General features: G+C 54.6%; 19 protein-coding genes and 3 tRNA genes. 5 read left to right on the top strand and 17 right to left on the bottom strand.

All coding sequences use genetic code 11. From position 1 onward, the window contains the following. Positions 1-50 precede the first annotated feature (50 nt). The 6 genes from B8P98_RS10285 to uvrY all read right to left on the bottom strand — a co-directional run bounded on the left by B8P98_RS10285 (position 51) and on the right by uvrY (position 3,582). Positions 51-137 (bottom strand) — tRNA-Leu (locus B8P98_RS10285). Positions 138-150: 13 nt separating this feature from the next. After that, positions 151-224, bottom strand: a tRNA-Cys gene (locus B8P98_RS10280). Positions 225-264: 40 nt separating this feature from the next. Then, positions 265-340: transfer RNA gene (locus B8P98_RS10275), tRNA-Gly, on the bottom strand. Between the two features lie 150 nt (positions 341-490). Beyond that, the gene (gene pgsA / locus B8P98_RS10270; RefSeq protein WP_008804219.1) at positions 491-1,039 is read right to left on the bottom strand and encodes a CDP-diacylglycerol--glycerol-3-phosphate 3-phosphatidyltransferase; all 549 of its coding nucleotides are present in this window, start codon (positions 1,037-1,039) and stop codon (positions 491-493) included. A 57-nt stretch (positions 1,040-1,096) separates the two neighbouring features. Beyond that, the gene (uvrC, locus tag B8P98_RS10265) at positions 1,097-2,929 is read right to left on the bottom strand and encodes an excinuclease ABC subunit UvrC (protein WP_025711129.1); all 1,833 of its coding nucleotides are present in this window, start codon (positions 2,927-2,929) and stop codon (positions 1,097-1,099) included. Beyond that, positions 2,926-3,582, bottom strand: a complete 657-nt coding sequence (gene uvrY / locus B8P98_RS10260; protein ID WP_002911539.1) for a UvrY/SirA/GacA family response regulator transcription factor — start codon at positions 3,580-3,582, stop codon at positions 2,926-2,928. The genes uvrC and uvrY overlap by 4 nt, the downstream gene beginning before the upstream one ends. A 461-nt stretch (positions 3,583-4,043) precedes the next feature. Here uvrY and B8P98_RS10255 point away from each other — a divergent pair, with 461 nt between their 5' ends. Further along, positions 4,044-4,268 carry a DUF2594 family protein gene (locus B8P98_RS10255; RefSeq protein WP_004122104.1) on the top strand — a complete coding sequence of 75 codons (225 nt, stop codon included), beginning with the start codon at positions 4,044-4,046 and terminating at the stop codon, positions 4,266-4,268. A 67-nt stretch (positions 4,269-4,335) separates the two neighbouring features. On the opposite strand, the gene sdiA is transcribed toward B8P98_RS10255, so the two are convergent. From sdiA to tcyJ, 5 genes are all read right to left on the bottom strand, one after another. Next, positions 4,336-5,058, bottom strand: a complete 723-nt coding sequence (gene sdiA / locus B8P98_RS10250) for a transcriptional regulator SdiA (RefSeq protein WP_025711130.1) — start codon at positions 5,056-5,058, stop codon at positions 4,336-4,338. A gap of 303 nt (positions 5,059-5,361) precedes the next feature. Continuing rightward, entirely contained in the window at positions 5,362-6,114 is a 753-nt protein-coding gene (tcyN, locus tag B8P98_RS10245; protein ID WP_025711131.1) for an L-cystine ABC transporter ATP-binding protein TcyN, read from the bottom strand. Beyond that, complete coding sequence (gene tcyL, locus B8P98_RS10240) at positions 6,111-6,779, bottom strand: cystine ABC transporter permease (protein ID WP_025711132.1); 669 nt, start codon at positions 6,777-6,779, stop codon at positions 6,111-6,113. Before tcyL ends, tcyN begins: the two co-directional genes overlap by 4 nt. 15 nt (positions 6,780-6,794) lie before the next feature. Further along, on the bottom strand, positions 6,795-7,781 hold the full coding sequence (gene dcyD, locus B8P98_RS10235; RefSeq protein ID WP_025711133.1) for a D-cysteine desulfhydrase: 987 nt from the start codon (positions 7,779-7,781) through the stop codon (positions 6,795-6,797). 94 nt (positions 7,782-7,875) lie between these two features. After that, complete coding sequence (gene tcyJ, locus B8P98_RS10230) at positions 7,876-8,676, bottom strand: cystine ABC transporter substrate-binding protein (protein ID WP_004203468.1); 801 nt, start codon at positions 8,674-8,676, stop codon at positions 7,876-7,878. 200 nt (positions 8,677-8,876) lie between these two features. On the opposite strand from tcyJ, the gene amyA reads away from it, so the two are divergent. Further along, a complete protein-coding gene (amyA, locus tag B8P98_RS10225) occupies positions 8,877-10,364 on the top strand; it encodes an alpha-amylase (protein ID WP_025711134.1) in 1,488 nt (495 codons plus the stop codon). 41 nt (positions 10,365-10,405) lie between these two features. On the opposite strand, the gene yedD is transcribed toward amyA, so the two are convergent. Continuing rightward, entirely contained in the window at positions 10,406-10,840 is a 435-nt protein-coding gene (gene yedD / locus B8P98_RS10220; RefSeq protein WP_167382648.1) for a lipoprotein YedD, read from the bottom strand. A gap of 372 nt (positions 10,841-11,212) precedes the next feature. On the opposite strand from yedD, the gene rcsA reads away from it, so the two are divergent. Further along, positions 11,213-11,836: a transcriptional regulator RcsA gene (gene rcsA, locus B8P98_RS10215; RefSeq protein ID WP_080896651.1), complete on the top strand. Its 624-nt coding sequence runs from the start codon at positions 11,213-11,215 to the stop codon at positions 11,834-11,836. 32 nt (positions 11,837-11,868) lie between these two features. On the opposite strand, the gene dsrB is transcribed toward rcsA, so the two are convergent. Beyond that, positions 11,869-12,060, bottom strand: coding sequence for a protein DsrB (dsrB, locus tag B8P98_RS10210; protein WP_012541227.1), 192 nt, complete (start codon positions 12,058-12,060; stop codon positions 11,869-11,871). 136 nt (positions 12,061-12,196) lie between these two features. On the opposite strand from dsrB, the gene B8P98_RS10205 reads away from it, so the two are divergent. Further along, positions 12,197-12,418 carry a DUF2525 domain-containing protein gene (locus tag B8P98_RS10205; protein ID WP_167382689.1) on the top strand — a complete coding sequence of 74 codons (222 nt, stop codon included), beginning with the start codon at positions 12,197-12,199 and terminating at the stop codon, positions 12,416-12,418. A 308-nt stretch (positions 12,419-12,726) separates the two neighbouring features. Here the strand turns inward: B8P98_RS10205 and dgcQ are convergent, their stop codons facing one another. Together dgcQ and B8P98_RS10195 are read right to left on the bottom strand one after the other, a co-directional pair. Further along, positions 12,727-14,397 carry a cellulose biosynthesis regulator diguanylate cyclase DgcQ gene (gene dgcQ / locus B8P98_RS10200; protein WP_095033625.1) on the bottom strand — a complete coding sequence of 557 codons (1,671 nt, stop codon included), beginning with the start codon at positions 14,395-14,397 and terminating at the stop codon, positions 12,727-12,729. Positions 14,398-14,521: 124 nt separating this feature from the next. Further along, positions 14,522-15,433: a DUF808 domain-containing protein gene (locus B8P98_RS10195; RefSeq protein ID WP_025711140.1), complete on the bottom strand. Its 912-nt coding sequence runs from the start codon at positions 15,431-15,433 to the stop codon at positions 14,522-14,524. A 183-nt stretch (positions 15,434-15,616) separates the two neighbouring features. Here B8P98_RS10195 and yedA point away from each other — a divergent pair, with 183 nt between their 5' ends. After that, positions 15,617-16,528, top strand: coding sequence for a drug/metabolite exporter YedA (yedA, locus tag B8P98_RS10190; RefSeq protein WP_025711141.1), 912 nt, complete (start codon positions 15,617-15,619; stop codon positions 16,526-16,528). On the opposite strand, the gene B8P98_RS10185 is transcribed toward yedA, so the two are convergent. Together B8P98_RS10185 and B8P98_RS10180 are read right to left on the bottom strand one after the other, a co-directional pair. Further along, positions 16,503-16,997 carry a very short patch repair endonuclease gene (locus B8P98_RS10185; RefSeq protein ID WP_025711142.1) on the bottom strand — a complete coding sequence of 165 codons (495 nt, stop codon included), beginning with the start codon at positions 16,995-16,997 and terminating at the stop codon, positions 16,503-16,505. The two genes, yedA and B8P98_RS10185, sit on opposite strands and share 26 nt — an antisense overlap. Then, positions 16,978-18,378: a DNA cytosine methyltransferase gene (locus tag B8P98_RS10180; protein ID WP_025711143.1), complete on the bottom strand. Its 1,401-nt coding sequence runs from the start codon at positions 18,376-18,378 to the stop codon at positions 16,978-16,980. The genes B8P98_RS10185 and B8P98_RS10180 overlap by 20 nt, the downstream gene beginning before the upstream one ends. Positions 18,379-18,449: the final 71 nt, after the last annotated feature.

Genomic DNA, 18,449 nt, shown 5'->3' with positions numbered 1-18,449 from the left:
AGGTGGTTTCACGACACTGCTTATTGCTTTGATTATTCTGTATTTCCCAATGGTACCCGGAGCGGGACTTGAACCCGCACAGCGCGAACGCCGAGGGATTTTAAATCCCTTGTGTCTACCGATTCCACCATCCGGGCTCGGGATATAAAGTGGAGGCGCGTTCCGGAGTCGAACCGGACTAGACGGATTTGCAATCCGCTACATAACCGCTTTGCTAACGCGCCTTTGATACTGAAGCACCCGCAACTGCCGATGCTGTTAATCTGGAGCGGGAAACGAGACTCGAACTCGCGACCCCGACCTTGGCAAGGTCGTGCTCTACCAACTGAGCTATTCCCGCATCATCAAGTTATTTGCTAATCACTTGATTTTGTTATCGTCTGGAAGACTGTGCCGCCGTTCGATGCGTTGCATTCTACTTATCTCTGGCGGTGAGTCAACGGTATTTTTCGCAACTTTGTATCGTTTGCTGAAAATAACGTCGAAACGATCACTGATCAAGCAAATCGCCGCGCGCCGCGTTCAAATACTGCAGCATTGACCATAGCGTCAGCACCGCCGCCACGAGGAAAAGCGCGATCCCGGCCCACTCTACCCATGGATAAGGACGCCACAGCATCCATACCAGGGCGGCCATCTGCGCGGTCGTTTTGACTTTACCAATCCACGAGACCGCCACGCTGCTGCGTTTCCCCAGCTCCGCCATCCACTCGCGCAGCGCCGAGATAATAATTTCACGGGCAATCATGGTCGCCGCGGGCAGCGTAACCCACCAGGTATGATAATGCTCGGCAACCAGCACCATGGCGATAGCCACCATGACTTTATCAGCCACCGGGTCAAGGAAGGCGCCAAACCGGGTGCTCTGATTCCAGCGACGGGCCAGAAAACCATCAAACCAGTCGGTCACCGCGGCGACAAAGAAAATCAGCGCGCAGGCAAACGGCGCCCAGCTAAAGGGCAGATAAAACGCCAGCACAAAGAACGGGATCAGTATGACGCGAAACAGAGTAAGCAACGTAGGGATATTAAATTGCATAGTGACGGGTAACTATCTGTTGTAAGTAAAAATTAGCCCTATGTTGCTACAGAGCCCCTAATGTTTCAACGAGTAGAAGATCTTTTCTGCCAGAGCGTGAGAGATGCCCGGTACTTTGGCAATTTCCTCGACGCTGGCCTGCTGCAACCCCTGCAAACCGCCCATATACTTCAGCAGCATCTGACGACGCTTCGGCCCCACTCCCTCGATAGTCTCAAGCGAGCTGGTGCTCTTCACTTTCGCCCGTTTTTTACGATGTCCGGAAATCGCATGATCGTGCGATTCATCGCGGATGTGCTGGATTACGTGCAGGGCCGGCGAATCCGGCGGCAGGCTAAACCCCTCCCCTTCCGGTTCAAAGAATAACGTTTCCAGGCCGGCTTTACGATCGCTACCTTTTGCCACGCCCAGCAGTAGGGGATGATGTTTATCCCAGGGCACGTCCAGCTCTGCAAACACCGCTTTCGCCTGGGCCAGCTGTCCCTTTCCGCCGTCGATTAAGATCACATCCGGTATTTTGTTGTCATCAATCGCTTTACCATAGCGACGACGCAGGACCTGATTCATCGCCGCATAATCATCGCCCGGGGTAATGCCGGTGATATTGTAGCGTCGATACTCCGCACGCAATGGACCATTGCTGTCAAATACCACACAGGACGCTACGGTCTGCTCGCCCATGGTGTGGCTGATATCAAAACACTCCATCCGCTTCACGGCCGGCAGCTCCAGCACAGTAGCCAGTGCCAGTAAACGTTGATGGATGGTCGACTGCTGAGACAGTTTAGTGGTTAACGCCGTCGCCGCGTTAGTGCGCGCCAGCTTAAGGTAACGCGCCCGGTCGCCGCGCGGTTTCGTTTGCACATTGATTCGACGTCCCGCCAGCTCCGACAGTGAATCGGCCAGCAGCGTTTTATCGCCGAGGCTGAAGTCGAGTAAAATTTCCCCCGGAAGCGTGCGCATCTGGCTACCCTGCAGATAGAACTGGCCGACAAACGTCTCCACAACCTCTCCCAGCTCGGTGCCGCCCGGCACCTTCGGAAAATAGCTGCGGCTGCCCAGCACTTTGCCCTGACGGATAAACAGCACATGAACGCAGGCCATTCCGGCATCGAAAGCGACGCCGATTACGTCAAGATCATCGCCGCTGTTAGAGACAAACTGTTTCTCCGTCACCCGGCGGACGGCCTGAATCTGGTCGCGAATGCGCGCCGCCTCTTCAAACTCCAGACTCTGGCTGGCCTTCTCCATCCTCGCGATGAGCTGGGTCAGGACCTGATCATCTTTGCCGGCCAGGAACAGCCGCACATACTCGACCTGTTGAGCGTACTCTTCCTCACTGACCAGGCCCACCACGCATGGCCCAAGACAACGCCCAATCTGATACTGCAGGCAGGGACGAGAGCGGTTGCGATAGACACTATTTTCACACTGGCGAATGGGGAAGATTTTCTGCAGCAGCGCCAGGGTTTCCCGCACGGCATAGCCGTTGGGAAAAGGACCAAAGTACTCGCCTTTCGCATGCTTAGCGCCACGATGCATTGCCAGGCGCGGATGGGTATCGCCGCTGAGGAAAATGAAAGGATATGATTTATCGTCACGTAACAGCACGTTGTAACGTGGCTGGTACAGCTTGATATAGTTATGCTCCAGCAGCAGCGCTTCCGTCTCGGTATGCGTGACGGTGACATCAATTTGCGCAATCTGCGCCACCAGCGCTTCGGTTTTACGCGACGCGAGATTGCTGCGGAAATAGCTGCTGAGCCGCTTTTTCAGATCTTTGGCTTTGCCAACATAGATGACGGTCCCGCCAGCATCATACATCCGATACACGCCGGGCTGGCTGGTCACCGTTTTCAGGAAAGCTTTTGCGTCAAAAACATCACTCACTGGCTTGCTAACGACTCCGCATTACACAGGCCATGGCGAATTGCCAGGTGGGTCAGCTCCACATCGCCATGAATGTTTAATTTGCTGAACATTCGGTAGCGATAGCTGTTAACCGTTTTAGGACTCAGATTCAGCTGCTCTGAGATCTCATTCACCTTCTGACCTTTGGTGATCATCAGCATAATCTGCAATTCGCGTTCAGACAAACTGGCAAACGGCGATTCCGTTTTTTCCGGTTCAATCTGACTTAGCGCCATTTGCTGAGCAATATCGGAAGCAATATAGCGTTGTCCTGACGCCACGCAGCGGATCGCATTCACCACTTCCTGCGGTGCCGCACCCTTGCTAAGATAGCCCGCCGCCCCCGCCTGCATGACCTTGGCAGGAAGAGGATTCTCGGTATGCACGGTGAGCATGATCACTTTCGTGCCCGCCACAGAGCGCGCGATTTTGCGCGTGGCTTCAAGACCACCGATCCCGGGCATGTTCATGTCCATCAGGACGACATCTGCGGAATTAGCCCGGCACCACTTCACGGCGTCCTCGCCGCAACAGGCTTCGCCAGCGACTTTAATCCCTTTTATATCTTCCAGAATGCGTCGTATCCCTGCGCGCACCAGTTCGTGGTCATCAACAAGAAGAACGTTGATCAAAGGAATAATCTCCAGAATGAGGGATAACGCTACTGATACTTTATCTCCCACATATTACCGGGTTTTATTGCTAATTTAAAAGGCAAAAAAATGCCCTCTCCTCGATTTGACTCTCATTTATGGCAATGTCTGTGCACACATAGTGGAAAGTCATTGAGAACAGTCAGTTGCGCTGGTCTTATTTGTTAACAATCCTCATACAGAAAGCACAAAAAACACAACAGATTACGTAGCGCATAAATACGAAGCAAAATATGTAACAAATATTAACGTGCTAAATAGATGGAATAAATTAATGGCGGACTGGCGGCTATTACGTATTATCCGAAGCGCTGAATCATTCACAACTCAGATGAGAGGACAAAAATTCAGCACTCCTTTTTTTTCTTTCGCTTGTGGTATACTGCGCGGCCTTCACATTGAGTAATGCGCAATAGCGCAGCAAGCTAACGAGGATATCGATGAGCACACCAGATTTTTCCACTGCTGAAAATAATCAAGAACTCGCGCAGGAAGTCTCCTGCCTGAAAGCGATGATAACGCTGATGCTACAGGCGATGGGTCAGGCGGATGCGGGTCGCGTGATTATTAAAATGGAAAAGCAGATCGCGCAGATGGAAGATGAGGCTCAGGCTGCCGTATTCTCCAGCACCGTTAAGCAAATTAAACAAGCTTACCGTCAGTAATCCTGTACCGGCTGAAAGTATCCCTGACAGCCGGTGTCACGTCTGGCACGCAGAACGACAGGCGCTCTCAGATTAATCCCGTCGCCACGGCGTAACAGGCGATTTGCGTTTTATTCGGCGCATTAAATTTCCGTTGCATATTCTTCTGATGGAAATTCACCGTATTTTCCGAAATCGAGAGAATCATTGCCACTTCCGCCGAGGTCTTCCCTTCCGCCGTCCATTTAAGAATTTCCAGCTCGCGACGGCTGAACTTCATCTCCGGCGGCATCACCATTTCGTCTTCCAGACGCAGCAGCGCCAGCAAGCTGAGCTCCGTCAGCGTTCGCAGGCGCATCTCCAGCTCATCTTCAGGGTAAGAGCCCGGCAAACGGTTATTCGCCGACACGGAGAGAAAGCCTTGTGCATGATTCGGAAGCGTCAGGCACTGGGTCACCCCTTTTTGCAGACCGTGATCGCGGGCTCCGTCCCACAATACTGGTGCATCGCGAAACAGACCATCGTCCCATGGCAGATGACCACGCAAAAAATTCTCCGGCCGTAACACAGGATCTATCGCGAAATAATTCTCAGCCTGGTAGTGTGACATCCATGCGCGGGGATAGGTCGACTGGAACGTGACGCGGGGGCGGGTGAAAGGCACCGGATGACGTACACAAAGCGTGTAGTAATCATATTCCAGCGCTTCAGTTTCTCGTTGCAGGAGATTATAAACCTCCTCACCGGTGGCCATGGACTGAAATTGATGCAGCATATCCCGCCGCCAGCTGAAAAAATCATTGTCCCTCATAGCTGTGCAAATAACTCCTGATTGATAATCATTATTATAAATACAGAAAACTAACACATAAATCTTATTTATATGTATAAAATATCGTTGCTGTCGCATTTATTAGCCTGATGCCTGGCCTTTTGGCTCATGACGCGCAGAAACTCAGTCTCCCTCTGGCGTCATTTTCTACACCCAACCAGGGAGGATGGGAAGCGGTGTATACGGCCACAGGATGAATAAGGCGACGGAGCCTTCCCATGACAGGAAGGCAGGCTAAACGCGGCAGCTCCGGGTCAGGAAGCCGCCGCGCCAGCATATCATTTACTGCATCAGGAATTTTTCGAGGAACTGACGGGTACGCGGCTGCTGAGGTGAGGCGAACAGCGCTTTCGCCTCACCCTGTTCGATAATCCGCCCCTGGTCCATAAAAATAGCCCGATCGGCGACATCGCGGGCGAAGCTCATCTCATGAGTCACGATAACCATCGTACGCTTTTCCTGCGCCAGCTGGCGGATGGTATTAAGTACCTCCCCTACCAGTTCAGGATCGAGGGCCGATGTCGGTTCATCAAACAGGATCACGTCCGGACGCATGGCCAGCGCGCGAGCAATAGCCACCCGCTGCTGCTGACCGCCGGAGAGGCGGCGCGGATAGCTGTTCTCTTTTCCGCTGAGCCCCACCTTTGCCAGCAGATCGCGGGCTCGCGCTATCGACTCCTGCTTGTCTTCCCCTTTTACGATGACCGGCCCTTCAATAATGTTCTCCAGCACCGTACGATGGGGAAACAAATTAAAGTTCTGGAAGACAAAGCCAACGTGCTGGCGCAGCTGGCGGATAAGCCCTTTCTGCGGCCCGAGGCTACGGCCGGCGTCGATCGTTACCTCGCCGACGCGGATGGTGCCGCTTTCTGGTTGCTCCAGCAGGTTGATGCTGCGCAGCAGGGTGGTTTTGCCCGAGCCGCTGGGGCCGATGATCGCCACCACTTCCCCTTTCTGCACCTCCAGGTCGATACCGTGGAGCACCGTCTGGCCATGGAATTTTTTCACCAGGCTTTTTACTTCTATCGCACTCATTTCGGATCACGCTCCTGGCGGTTCAGCTGGTTTTCAAAATAGTTCTGCAGCGAGGAGAGTACCGTCGCCATCACCCAGTAAATGAGGGAGGCCGCCAGATACATAGTGAAGACCTCAAGGGTTCGCGAGGTGATAAGCTGCGCCTGACGGAACAACTCCGGCACCTGGATCGTCGCCGCCAGCGAGGTATCTTTTACCAGGCTGATAAAGCTATTGGACAGCGGCGGCAAAGCGACCCGCGCCGCCTGGGGTAAAATAGCCCGGCGCATCGTCTGCCAGGGCGTCATGCCGATACTCGCCGCCGCTTCCCACTGCCCCTTGTCGATGGAAGCGATGGCCGCACGCAACGTCTCCGCCGCGTAAGCCGCCGTATTTAGCGACAGACCAATCATTGCCGCCGGGATCGGATCCAGCTCGATGCCAAACTGCGGCAAGCCGTAGTAGATCATAAACAGCTGGGCAATGAGCGGCGTACCGCGGAAAATGGAGATATACATGCGCGCCAGCCACTTTATCGGCCACAACGGCGACATGCGCATCAGCGCCAGAATAAAGCCCAGCACCAGGCCGAAAAACATCCCGCCAATGCTCAGCTGCAGTGTAAAAACGGCCCCTTTGAGCAGAAAAGGGGCGGAATCGATGACCAGTTGGATACTTTCTTGCATGCTGTGTTTTCTGTATTAAAGGTGCGGATGATAGGCAAACAGCGCTGGCGCCCCGCCGGTATGGACGAACAGAATCGGCCCTTCATCCTTAAATCGCTTCTGCGTGATGCCGTCGATAAGCCCTGCCATCGCTTTGCCGGTATAGACCGGGTCAAGCAAAATACCTTCCAGCTGCGCCAGCAGCTTCACAGCGGCCATCCCTTCTTCGTTCGGCGTACCGTAGCCCGGGGCAAAGTAATCATCCCACAGCTGAATGTCGGCTTGCGCCTGCAGCGCCAGACTGTTGGCCACGGCCTGCTGCAGCGCCACCACTTTCGGCAATTGGTCCGCGACCGAGCGCGATACCGTCACCCCAATTAGTTCTGCCTGCGGCATCAGTTGTTCAAGGCCGACCGCCAGCCCGGCATGCGTACCGGCGCTGCCGGACGCCACCACGACCGACGAAATCTCCACCGCGCCGTCACACTGCTGGGCAATTTCCAGCGCGCTTTCCACATAGCCTAGCGCTCCGAGGGCGTTCGAACCGCCAACCGGAATAACGTACGGACGATATCCCTGCGCCTCGATACGGGTCGCCAGCTCGTCGAGCTGGGCGGCAGGATCGGTCAGGGCATCACACATCTCAACCTGGGTGTTAAACAGATCCAGCAGCAGGCGGTTACCATTGCTCAGATAGTTCTCCGCCCGGGTGCCGATGGGGTTTTCCAGCAGCGCCACGCAGTGCAGCCCCAGTTTGGCGGCGACCGCGGCAGTCTGCCGCACGTGATTAGACTGGATCGCGCCGGCGGTGATTAAGGTATCCGCGCCTTCGCGTAGCGCATCGGCGGCAAGAAACTCCAGCTTACGCAGTTTGTTGCCCCCCATCGCCAGCGGCGTCGTATCATCACGTTTGATGAAAATTTCACGTCCGAGGTGATCGGACAGACGCGGCAGATACTCCAGCGGCGTTGGCGCGCCAATCAGTTCCAGACGCGGAAAGCGGGTTAAATTTTGCAGTGACATGGCCCCTCCTGACTCAGTTATGCTTCATTATGCACACAGTTATGCGCTAAATAAAAAAGGCGCTTCCAGGAGCGCCTTTTTTACCCGCCGTCCGTTATTTCGTCACGTCAGCGCCAAACCATTTCTCGGACAGCGCCTTCAGGCTGCCATCTTTCTGCATATCGGCTATCGCGCCATCTACCGCTTTCAGCAGATCGTCGTTGCCTTTGCGCAGCGCCACGCCGGCCTCCTGACGGGAGAACGCTTCACCGGTTACTGCCAGGGTATTGTTGGTTTTTTTCACCAGATCCAGCGCGGCCAGACGGTCGACCAGAATGGCGTCAATACGGCCAACGCGCAGATCCTGGTACTTCGTCGGGTCGTCATCATAGGTGCGAACATCAACGCCCTGCACGTTCTGACGCAGCCACTCTTCATAGTTAGTGCCCAGCCCAACCCCGACTTTCTTGCCTTTCAGATCCGCCGCGGTTTTAATCGCGCCTTCGTTACCCTTTTTCACCAGCGCCTGCACGCCAGAGATGGTATACGGGGTAGAGAAATCATATTTCTTCTTACGTTCATCGGAGATAGTGACCTGGTTAATCACCACGTCAATGCGTTTGGAGTCCAGCGATGCCAGCATACCGTCCCATTTGGTCGGCTTGAGATCGGCTTTCACGCCGAGGTGTTTAGCCAGCTCATTGGCAAACTCCACTTCAAACCCGGTCAGCTTGCCGTCATCACCCTGAAAGCTAAAAGGAGGATAGGTGCCTTCGAGGCCCACGCGCAGGGTGCCGCGCTCTTTAATCTGATTAAGCAGGTTTTCCGCCGCAAAAGTTTTCACGCTGACGCCAGCCATCAAAACAACGGCCATCGCGCCCATCAGCGCCTGACGACCCAGAAGTGCTAATTTCATAGATACCCCGAAGGTTAGGATTTTCCTGTAGTGTAAAGCGCTTAACGGCCTCACACCAACATCGTTACGCTACATCTTATGCCAATTTATTATATATGATCCCGTTTAGGGTATAGCGAAAATCAGGCCTTTCCTCCCCCGTTTTGCTGGATATCTCCCATACTGCAAAGGTCAGCCTGTTGACGTCTGGAGCATGGAAGATGAAAAACCCCACCTTGTTGCAATGTTTTCACTGGTACTACCCCACTGGCGGCGAACTGTGGCCTGAGGTCGAAGCGCTGGCCCCCAGTCTCAATGAGATTGGCATCAATATGGTCTGGTTGCCCCCCGCTTACAAAGGTGCTTCAGGCGGTTATTCCGTCGGCTATGACACCTACGACCTCTTTGATCTCGGCGAGTTTGATCAAAAGGGCTCTGTCGCCACTAAGTATGGCGATAAAGCGCAGCTGCTGGCGGCCATAAAGGCCCTGAAGGAGCACAACATCGCCGTGCTGCTGGACGTGGTGGTAAACCATAAAATGGGCGCCGATGAAAAAGAAGCGCTACGGGTCCAGCGCGTCGATGAGCAGGACCGCACCCAGATTGATGAAGAGATCATTGAGTGCGAGGCCTGGACTCGTTACACCTTCCCGGTGCGGGCCGGTCAGTATTCCCAGTTTGTCTGGGACTACAAATGTTTTAGCGGCATTGATCATATCGAAAACCCGACGGAAGACGGCGTATTTAAAATCGTCAACGATTACACCGGCGAGGGCTGGAATGAACAGGTTGACGATGAACTGGGTAACTTCGATTACCTGATGGGCGCCAATATCGATTTTCGCAATCATGCGGTCACCGAGGAGATCAAATACTGGGCGCGCTGGGTGATGGAGCAAACCGGCTGCGACGGTTTTCGTCTTGACGCGGTGAAGCATATTCCCGCCTGGTTTTACAAAGTGTGGATCGAACACGTTCAGGAGGTGGCGCCGCAGCCATTGTTTATTGTGGCGGAATACTGGTCCCATGAAGTGGAGAAGCTGCAGCAGTATATCGACCTGGTCGAGGGCAAGACGATGCTGTTTGATGCCCCGCTGCAGATGAAATTTCATGAAGCGTCGCGCCAGGGGCGCGATTATGACATGAGCCAGATTTTCAGCGGAACGCTGGTGGAAGCTGACCCGTTCCATGCCGTTACCCTGGTTACCAATCATGACACCCAGCCGCTGCAGGCCCTCGAGGCGCCAGTTGAGCCGTGGTTTAAACCGCTGGCCTATGCGCTGATCCTGCTACGTGAAAATGGGGTGCCCTCGGTCTTCTATGCCGATCTCTTCGGCGCCTCCTATGAAGATACCGGCGGTGACGGACAAACCTACGCTATAGAGATGCCCGTTATCGAGCAACTGCACGAACTGATCGACGCCCGTCAGCGCTTTGCGCACGGTGTGCAAACGCTCTGGTTCGATCACCCCAACTGTATCGCCTTCAGCCGCAGCGGCACCGACGAGGATCCTGGTTGCGTGGTGGTCATGTCCAATGGCGATGAGGGGGAAAAGACCCTGACGCTGGGCGAAAATTATGGCAAAAAACGTTGGCGGGATTTTCTCGGTAACCGGGAAGAGATTGTTGAAACCGACGACGATGGCTGCGCGACCTTTACCTGCAACGGGGGAAGCGTCAGCGTGTGGGTAATGGAAGCAGTGCTGTGAGGTGATAATCGACGGGCGGGCCAACATGGCCCGCCGGTGTTTTAACGCGCAGTGGCAGGCGCGCTGACGGGTCCAGTCGCACGCGCTTTCGCCCATGCCTTTTCACACTCGGGAGTGAGGCGTTCAACGCGGGTCAGCGTCATACGATCATAGGACAGCATGTTACCTTCACGCTCGATCGGATAGATATCCAGGGAAGCCGTGACGTTGTAAACCTGACTATCGCGGTTCATCAGTTTACCCGGCTGCGCGATCACACGCTGCCACTGGCGACAGTCGAAAGTATCCCCTTCTTTGGTGACAATCAGGCTGGCAATCGCGTCCGGACTCATCATTTCGCTCTGCGGCCCTTTCGATTGCCAGTAGCCCTCAAGACCGGCCGGTGCTGGCGCTTTAACAACGTCGTCGTAATGATCAACCTGCACACATCCGGCCAGCGCCACGACCATGCCCGCAAAAACTAACTGTTTCATCATTCATCCCACAAGCCGATAAAAAAGTATTGTGGCATTAAAGCGTTAAGCCTTCCAGCCCCGACGTCAGTGGAACCCCTGAGCCTAGCCTGAGCCAGCATGGCGCCTTTCATTTGAAATAAGGAAATTCTGAAAATAAAATATTAACAAGGCCGTAACCATAGCATCTATGGGCACTTTTTGTTTTTAATTCGCTCACACTACCGGTTCTCGACTTTACTTTAAGAGTTTTCCTGGCAAATTATATGCATGGATGCGGAATAGTTTAAAGGAACTAAAGGGTTCTTTCTTACCTACTATTATTTCCGCCCGCAAGGACTGCTTCCCATCACCGGTGGGAAGTGAATATCGTTACGTGTTGATTGAGGATGGGTCATGTCAACGATGATTATGGATTTGTGCAGCTATACCCGGTTGGGATTAACGGGATACCTGACTAGCCGGGGTATAAAAAAGCAGGATATCGTTGAGGTCCGTGCAGTCACAGAACTGCAAAACCACTGCGCGTCGGGTCGTCCGGCGGTGGTCTTTCTTAATGAAGATTGTTTCGTGCATGACGATGAGAGTAATACAATTATCCGTCAGATCATCGTGCAAAATCCGGCCACGCTGTTTGTTATCTTTATGTCGCTGGCAAACATCCATTTTGACCGTTATCTACGGGTACGTAAGAACCTGTTGATCAGTTCAAAATCGATAACACCAAAAGACCTTGATGTCATTCTGGTTAATTATCTCAAATGCAAAAATAGCAGCCTGGGGCAGTTAAATTTACCCACCTTGTCATTGAGTAAAACAGAATCAAATATGCTGCAAATGTGGATGGCCGGACATGGGACAACGCAAATTTCAACGCAAATGAACATCAAAGCAAAGACAGTATCATCCCATAAAGGCAATATTAAAAAGAAAATCCAGACGCATAATAAACAAGTTATTTACCATATCGTTCGACTCACCGAAAACATCACTTCAGGTATTCAGGTGAATATGCGCTAAAACAAACTGGCGGTGATGCCGCCAGTCCGGTTTTACGAAGCTTCTTTTTCAACGAAGATCCCATCCGGGTGTCCTATTTCATTGAAAAACCAGATCCCGAGCGGATAGTCTTCCAGCGAAACCAGATACATCGTCCCTTCACTAAACGACTCAATTGCCAGTACTACGCCCGACCGACGTGGACCACCGTCGGTCTTCACTGTCACACGATCGTTCACCTGCATAATTCATCTCCTCTATTTTTCAGCCAGTGTAGAACAAAACCGCGCAACTCGCAGCGTCGTGGCCAGTGACTGGTGTTTTTTTAGACCGGCTATACTTAAAGTGGCGTGAGCAACGCTCAGCGAGTGGGGGGTAATGATGAAGAATCGATTGACAGGCCAGGTCGCGGATGACGTAGAGGTCAATGTGGATGCCCTGCTGGCAGCGATTAATGAGATCAGCGAAAGTGAGGTTCATCGCACTCTGGATGACCCGCAGCGTGCCAGTATTGACGGCCGTGGCGCGCATACCTGGCGCGAACTGGCGGAGGCATTCGAGCTTGATATTCACGATTTCAGTGCCAGTGAAGCCAACCGCTAAACGCGGTTGAAAAAAATCCCGACTCGCAGGAGTCGGGATCAAACTTGCTAATGCAAGAAGCACTTGAAAATTCGTTACACCGAGAAATCCGATGCGTTGAAACATTATCCTCAATTATTTTGCATGACAAGCGATATTCATGACGCAAATTATTGAGGATGTAGGCGCTTTGCCACAGACAAGCCTGCAAGGCTGATGCTGGAAGGGTTCGTCGCAAACCGGTTTCATTCGATAGCGCGATTGCCTGCCCTCACTTTAAGATAATTCTCATTTTCCCCATCAGGATCGAAACGTTTTCTTCACACATCTCAACGAAAACAGACTTGATTGCGCCCATTTTGCTTGGCCTGGTAGAGTCGACGATCGGCAACCGACTGTAAAGCTTCAAATTGATACTCCCCCTGCTCTTCGCTGGCGCTCACCCCTAACGAGGCGCTGACCCGCAGCGTCACGTTATTATGTAAAAAGACCTCCCGGCCCTGAATACGCAGACGTAACCGCTCCGCCATCGCCGCCGCTTCCCGCAGCGTGGTATTCGGCAGCACGATACAAAACTCTTCTCCACCTACCCGGCCCAGTAGATCCCCCTCACGGACAGTGCTGGCCAAGGTACTGGCCACCGTGGACAGCACTCTGTCGCCCGCCTGATGACCATAGCGATCGTTAATGCTCTTGAAGTGATCCAGGTCGAGCTGGATCACCGCCAGCGGCCGTCCACTGCGCTGGCAGGCGCTGGCTACCGCCATCGCTTGCTCAAACAACGCCCCGCGATTGAGCAGGCGAGTTAAAGCATCATGCCATGCCTGCCATTCCAGGGAGGTCTGCAGAACGCTCATATTGCGGACCATGCGGCGGATCACCAGCCAGGAAAGCAACAGCATCAGCGTAAAGAGGATCCACATCAGGGTCAAAGCGATGGTGATGGTGCCAAAATTGCCTCGCACGCCTTCCCGCAAGGTATGCACCCGCAGCAGCACGCCGTCGAAATTACGCAATTTTGACCAGCTGATATAGCGTGTCAGCAGACGCAACCCGCCCTGATTATCATGGGCAAACGCGCGGCTGAGCAGTTCTTGTTCCCGCGGTGACAGCAACGTGAGGACATTTCCCGGTGCGGAAGAAGCCAGCAGGTTCAAATGGCTATCATAGAGTTGATACTCCCCCTCTTGTCCTCCCTGCATGGCGCTGACCAAAAACGCTTTTATCTCATTGACTGAAAAATCCATCGCCAGCACGCCGCGCCAGTAACCGGCAAAATCCAGCGGTATCGAAGCGGTGACCACCTGCTCTTCCAGCTGCGGGTCATCATCAGGAAAGGTTTGCCAGATGACGCCTCGCCCGGGATTATTCCGCTGGGTCTGGCGGGTAAACCAGAGGGCATTGACGGCTTGCGAATAATGCGCCCTCAGCTGCGCCTCATCCCTGAGCGGCAGGGTGGAGGTGAAAAAGCCGCTGCGGGAGATATACTGCATCCGTTCAGCGAAATCGCGGTCATGCTGCGTCAGATTCAACAGATAGCCCAGCTCAAGCGTGGCCATCAGTTCATCCGCCGCCAGCGGATCGTCCGCTAACAGCATAGGATTGTTGCTGACGACACTGCCCGAAACGCCAAACACCGGCAGCGTTCGGCGATTTGGCAGCGCCACCCGCCAGGCCTCCAGACGGCGCTGACTCAGATAGCGCTGGCTGGCCTTACGCAATACGTCGATATCGAGCGGCTGTTCGAGAGCAGCCTGCATCCCGTGACGAAAAAACATCATCCTGTCGATGTTGAACTGCAGCAGTCCATCCATTTCATGCGCGACGTTCGCCAGGTTGTTACGCTGGTTAGCCACGTAGGCCTCTTCCAGGACGTTGATTTCACGCCAGATCAGCAGCGTGGATAAAAGCAGCACCACGATAAAGCACACATTGACCACATGTGAAGGACGAGTCAGATGATGAAGCTTTTTCAACGTCAACCGCAGTGACTTATCCATCATTTTCTCGCAGTACGTTCCGCAAACCAGACCCTATCCGCGTCCCAGGCGCTTTGGCCTGCGGGCGCACTAAAACGCCAGGCATCTCCGGCGCAGCGTTTTCAGGAGTAGACAACACGACGCGTTATTTCAGGGACTGACGCAGACGGCTAACTGCCTTCACTCCCGCCAGAACCACCGCACCAATGATAAAACCCAGCACCAGATTGGCGATGACCGGCAGCGAGGAGGCCAGCACCCCACCCATACCCGCGCTCCAGTGCTCAATGGCATGATGCAGCGGCGCGATGCCGTGAACCACAATCCCACCACCAACAAGGAACATGGCGAGCGTGCCGACGATAGAGAGCACTTTCATCAGTCGGGGAGCCACGGCTAATAATCCTTTGCCCAACCATTGCGCCAGCGCGCCGCGCTTCTCCACCAGCCAGTATCCCATATCATCCAGCTTGACGATCACGCCCACCAGGCCGTACACCCCGATGGTCACCAGGATGGCGATACCGGAGAGGATCAGGATCTGATTGAGCAGCGGTGCTTCCGCTACAATGCCGAGGGTAATGGCGACAATTTCCGCAGACAAAATAAAATCGGTGCGAATCGCCCCTTTGACTTTGTCACGCTCAAAGGCCAGCGGATCGCGCTCCGCCAGCGCTTCAAGGCGCTGCTGCCGCCGTTCGGGATCCTCTTTGTGTTTGCGCGCCTCCAGGCTGTGAAGCACCTTCTCCACCCCTTCGAAACAGAGAAACGCCCCGCCCAGCATTAATAATGGCGTAATCGCCCAGGGGATGAAGGCGCTGATCAACAAAGCCAGTGGTACCAGGATCACTTTATTAACGAACGACCCTTTTGCCACCCCCCAGACTACGGGCAGTTCGCGATTCGCGCGCACCCCGGTAACCTGTTGGGCATTGAGAGACAAATCGTCGCCCAGCACCCCTGCCGTTTTTTTCGCTGCGACCTTGCCCATCACAGAAATATCATCCAGCAACGTGGCGATATCATCGAGTAACGTTAAAAGACTACTTCCTGCCAAAATGATTTTCCTTCTCTTTTCATCAATGTCTCCCTCGAGTATGCGTTAAAAAACGGCCGGTGCCCAAGGTACAATTAGTCAATATAAATTTAACAAATTCGGGCAAATTAAGCGCTCGCCAGCACGATCGTTTTCACGTTTACTATATGTCCCCTTTCTATCTCTGCACCGTCGTGAGGAAGTATGTCTACCCGTCAGCTGTTACCGCTTATCGGGGCGCTGTTTGCGCTGTATATCATTTGGGGTTCAACCTATTTTGCCATCGCCGTCGGCGTCGCCAGCTGGCCGCCGCTGATGATGGCCGGCATTCGCTTTCTCTCGGCCGGCGTGCTGCTGCTGGGCTGGCTACTGGCCACCGGTCATAAACTGCCGGCATGGCGGCCGCTGCTTAACGCTGCACTTATCGGAATTTTGCTGCTTGCCGTCGGCAACGGCTTCGTCACCCTGGCTGAACATCAACATGTACCCTCCGGCATTGCGGCGGTGATGGTTGCTACCGTTCCGCTGTTCACCCTGTGCTTCAGCCGCTTTTTCGGCATCGCCACGCGAAAACTGGAGTGGCTGGGCATTGCGATTGGCCTGGCGGGTATCGTGATGCTAAACAGTGGTGGCAATTTAAACGGCAATCCCTGGGGGGCGCTGCTGATCCTGATCGGCTCATTAAGCTGGGCGTTTGGTTCGGTTTACGGGTCGCGGATCGTGCTGCCGACCGGCATGATGGCGGGCGCTATTGAGATGCTCGCCGCCGGGATCGTCCTGCTGGCCGCCTCATGGCTGAGTGGCGAAACCTTAACCCAGGCGCCCTCCTGGTCAGGGATTGCCGCTCTGGCCTATCTGGCTATCTTTGGCTCGCTTATCGCCATCAACGCCTACATGTTTTTAATCCGCAATGTCACCCCGGCGGTAGCCACCAGCTACGCCTATGTTAATCCGGTGGTCGCGGTTCTCCTCGGCACCGGCTTCGGTGGCGAGAGTCTGTCACTCATCGAGTGGCTGGCGCTGGCGGTGATTATTTTCGCCGTGGTGCTGGTGACGCTGGGGAAATATCTCTTCCCCGCCCACAGCGAGGCTACCCCTTGTAAGGTGGCGAAGTAAGCGCCAGCTCGCGGATCCCCTGCGTGTCGATCTGCGCGTCGTGCCCGGCGCCGCAGATCCATTCTTCCAGACGCTCAGTGAGCGCCTTATCGTCCAGCTTCAGACGGCCGCGCAGGGCGCATTCCCAGATGATCAGCACCCGCCAGCCCTGCTCTGCCAGCTGTTGCCGGTCGCGGGCGTCGCGCGCCACGTTGCCGGCGATTTTATCCAGCCAGAACGTCGTCCGGGTGGCCGGTACTTTAAACAGATAACAGTCATGGTGATGCCAGAAACAGCCGTGAGTAAAGATAACGCAACGGTAGTCGGGTAACGCGAAATCGGGGCGCCCCGGCAGCGCACGCGCCTGGGCAACAAACGTGAAACCCGCCTGGGTGAGAAGGCCCGCTATCCGCTTTTCGATTGCCGTATCGCGCGTGGCGATAGCCCGCATATTTTTACTGCGGGTGGCTTTATCGTGAACATCCGCCATCGTTATCATCCGCTTCACGACGCGCCACTGCCTGAGCGATGCGCGGCGCCAGGAGTCTCGCCACCGCGGCAAAGACCGGAACCACCACCGAGTTGCCGAACTGACGATAGGCCTGGGTATCCGATACCGGAATGCGAAAACGCATCCCCTGCGGCGATTCAAAGCCCATCAGCCGGGCACACTCGCGCGGTGTCAACCGGCGAGGCCGCCGCAGTTGATTTTGCGGATCGTCGAAATGCGTCTCACCCAGCGCCCGGTCCCAGCCGCGATCGACAAGAATTTCGGCACCATCTTTATAGTAGCGGGCAGACAGCGTCCGGGCCACACTATGGGGATTGCTGGGATCAACCAGGCCATAACCAAAGCCATTGCCCCGCGCCTGGTGCTTGCGGGCATAACGATAGAGATATTTCCACAATACCGTGGTGAGGATAAATTTCGCATCGACCGTCGGCTCCAGCAGCTCGCCAAACGTTGGCCTCACCGACGGATAGAGCGCAGCGATGTCGCGCAGGGTAAATCCTTCATGCAGCTGCAGATCGCGACGAAAACCCACCAGCACAATGCGCTCGCGGTGCTGCGGTAAAAAATGACGCCCATCGATCACCTTCGGGTCATCCGCTCCGGTATGCCCGGCATCGGCCACCTCATAACCCAGCTCATCCAGCGTCTGCATGATGATGCGGAAGGTACGTCCCTGATCGTGACTTTTCAGATTTTTAACGTTCTCCAGCACAAAAATGGCTGGCTGACGGGCAGCGATAATTCTCACCACATCAAAAAACAGTGTTCCCTGAGTTTCGCAGGCAAAACCGTGGGCGCGGCCCATGGCATTTTTTTTGGACACCCCGGCGAGGGAGAAAGGCTGACAGGGAAAGCCTGCCAGCAGCACGTCATGCTGAGGGAGGGTCTCGCGGATATGCTGTGCCGCCTCTTCGTCGCTGACCTCAGGACGATGGCTGAGAGTGATATCGCGAATATCTTCATTAAAGCGATGCTGCTGCGGGTCGCAGTACCAGTTGGCCTTATAGGTACGCACGGCATGCTTGTTCCACTCGCTGGTAAAGACACATTGCCCACCGATAGCTTCAAAACCGCTGCGGATCCCGCCAATGCCGGCAAAAAGATCGACAAAACGGAACGCATAGTGCGGATGATGGACCGGCGGCGAGGGCAGCAGCGTCGCCAGATGGGCGATCTCCTGCGGACGTAAACGTTCCGCCACGCGGTTAAGCGTCACCACTCGCTTGAGGATCGCCGCACTCCAGTGCTGCTCCCCGACGCTTATCAGCTCGGCGACCAGCGTTTTCACATCGTAGATCGTCATTAACTGACGCAGCAGCGCCTGAGCCTCTTCACTGGCCTGCTCCGTCAACGACAACGACTTGTTTTCCTTGATTAACTTTTGTGGCATATCCTCAACCAGCGCGGACGATTTTTGCAGAGAGTACC

The organism is Klebsiella quasivariicola (genome assembly GCF_002269255.1).
GTDB classification, from domain to species: Bacteria; Pseudomonadota; Gammaproteobacteria; order Enterobacterales; family Enterobacteriaceae; genus Klebsiella; species Klebsiella quasivariicola.
The sequence above is the reverse complement of the archived record's forward strand: the minus strand, read 5'-3'. Positions and strand labels throughout refer to the sequence as shown.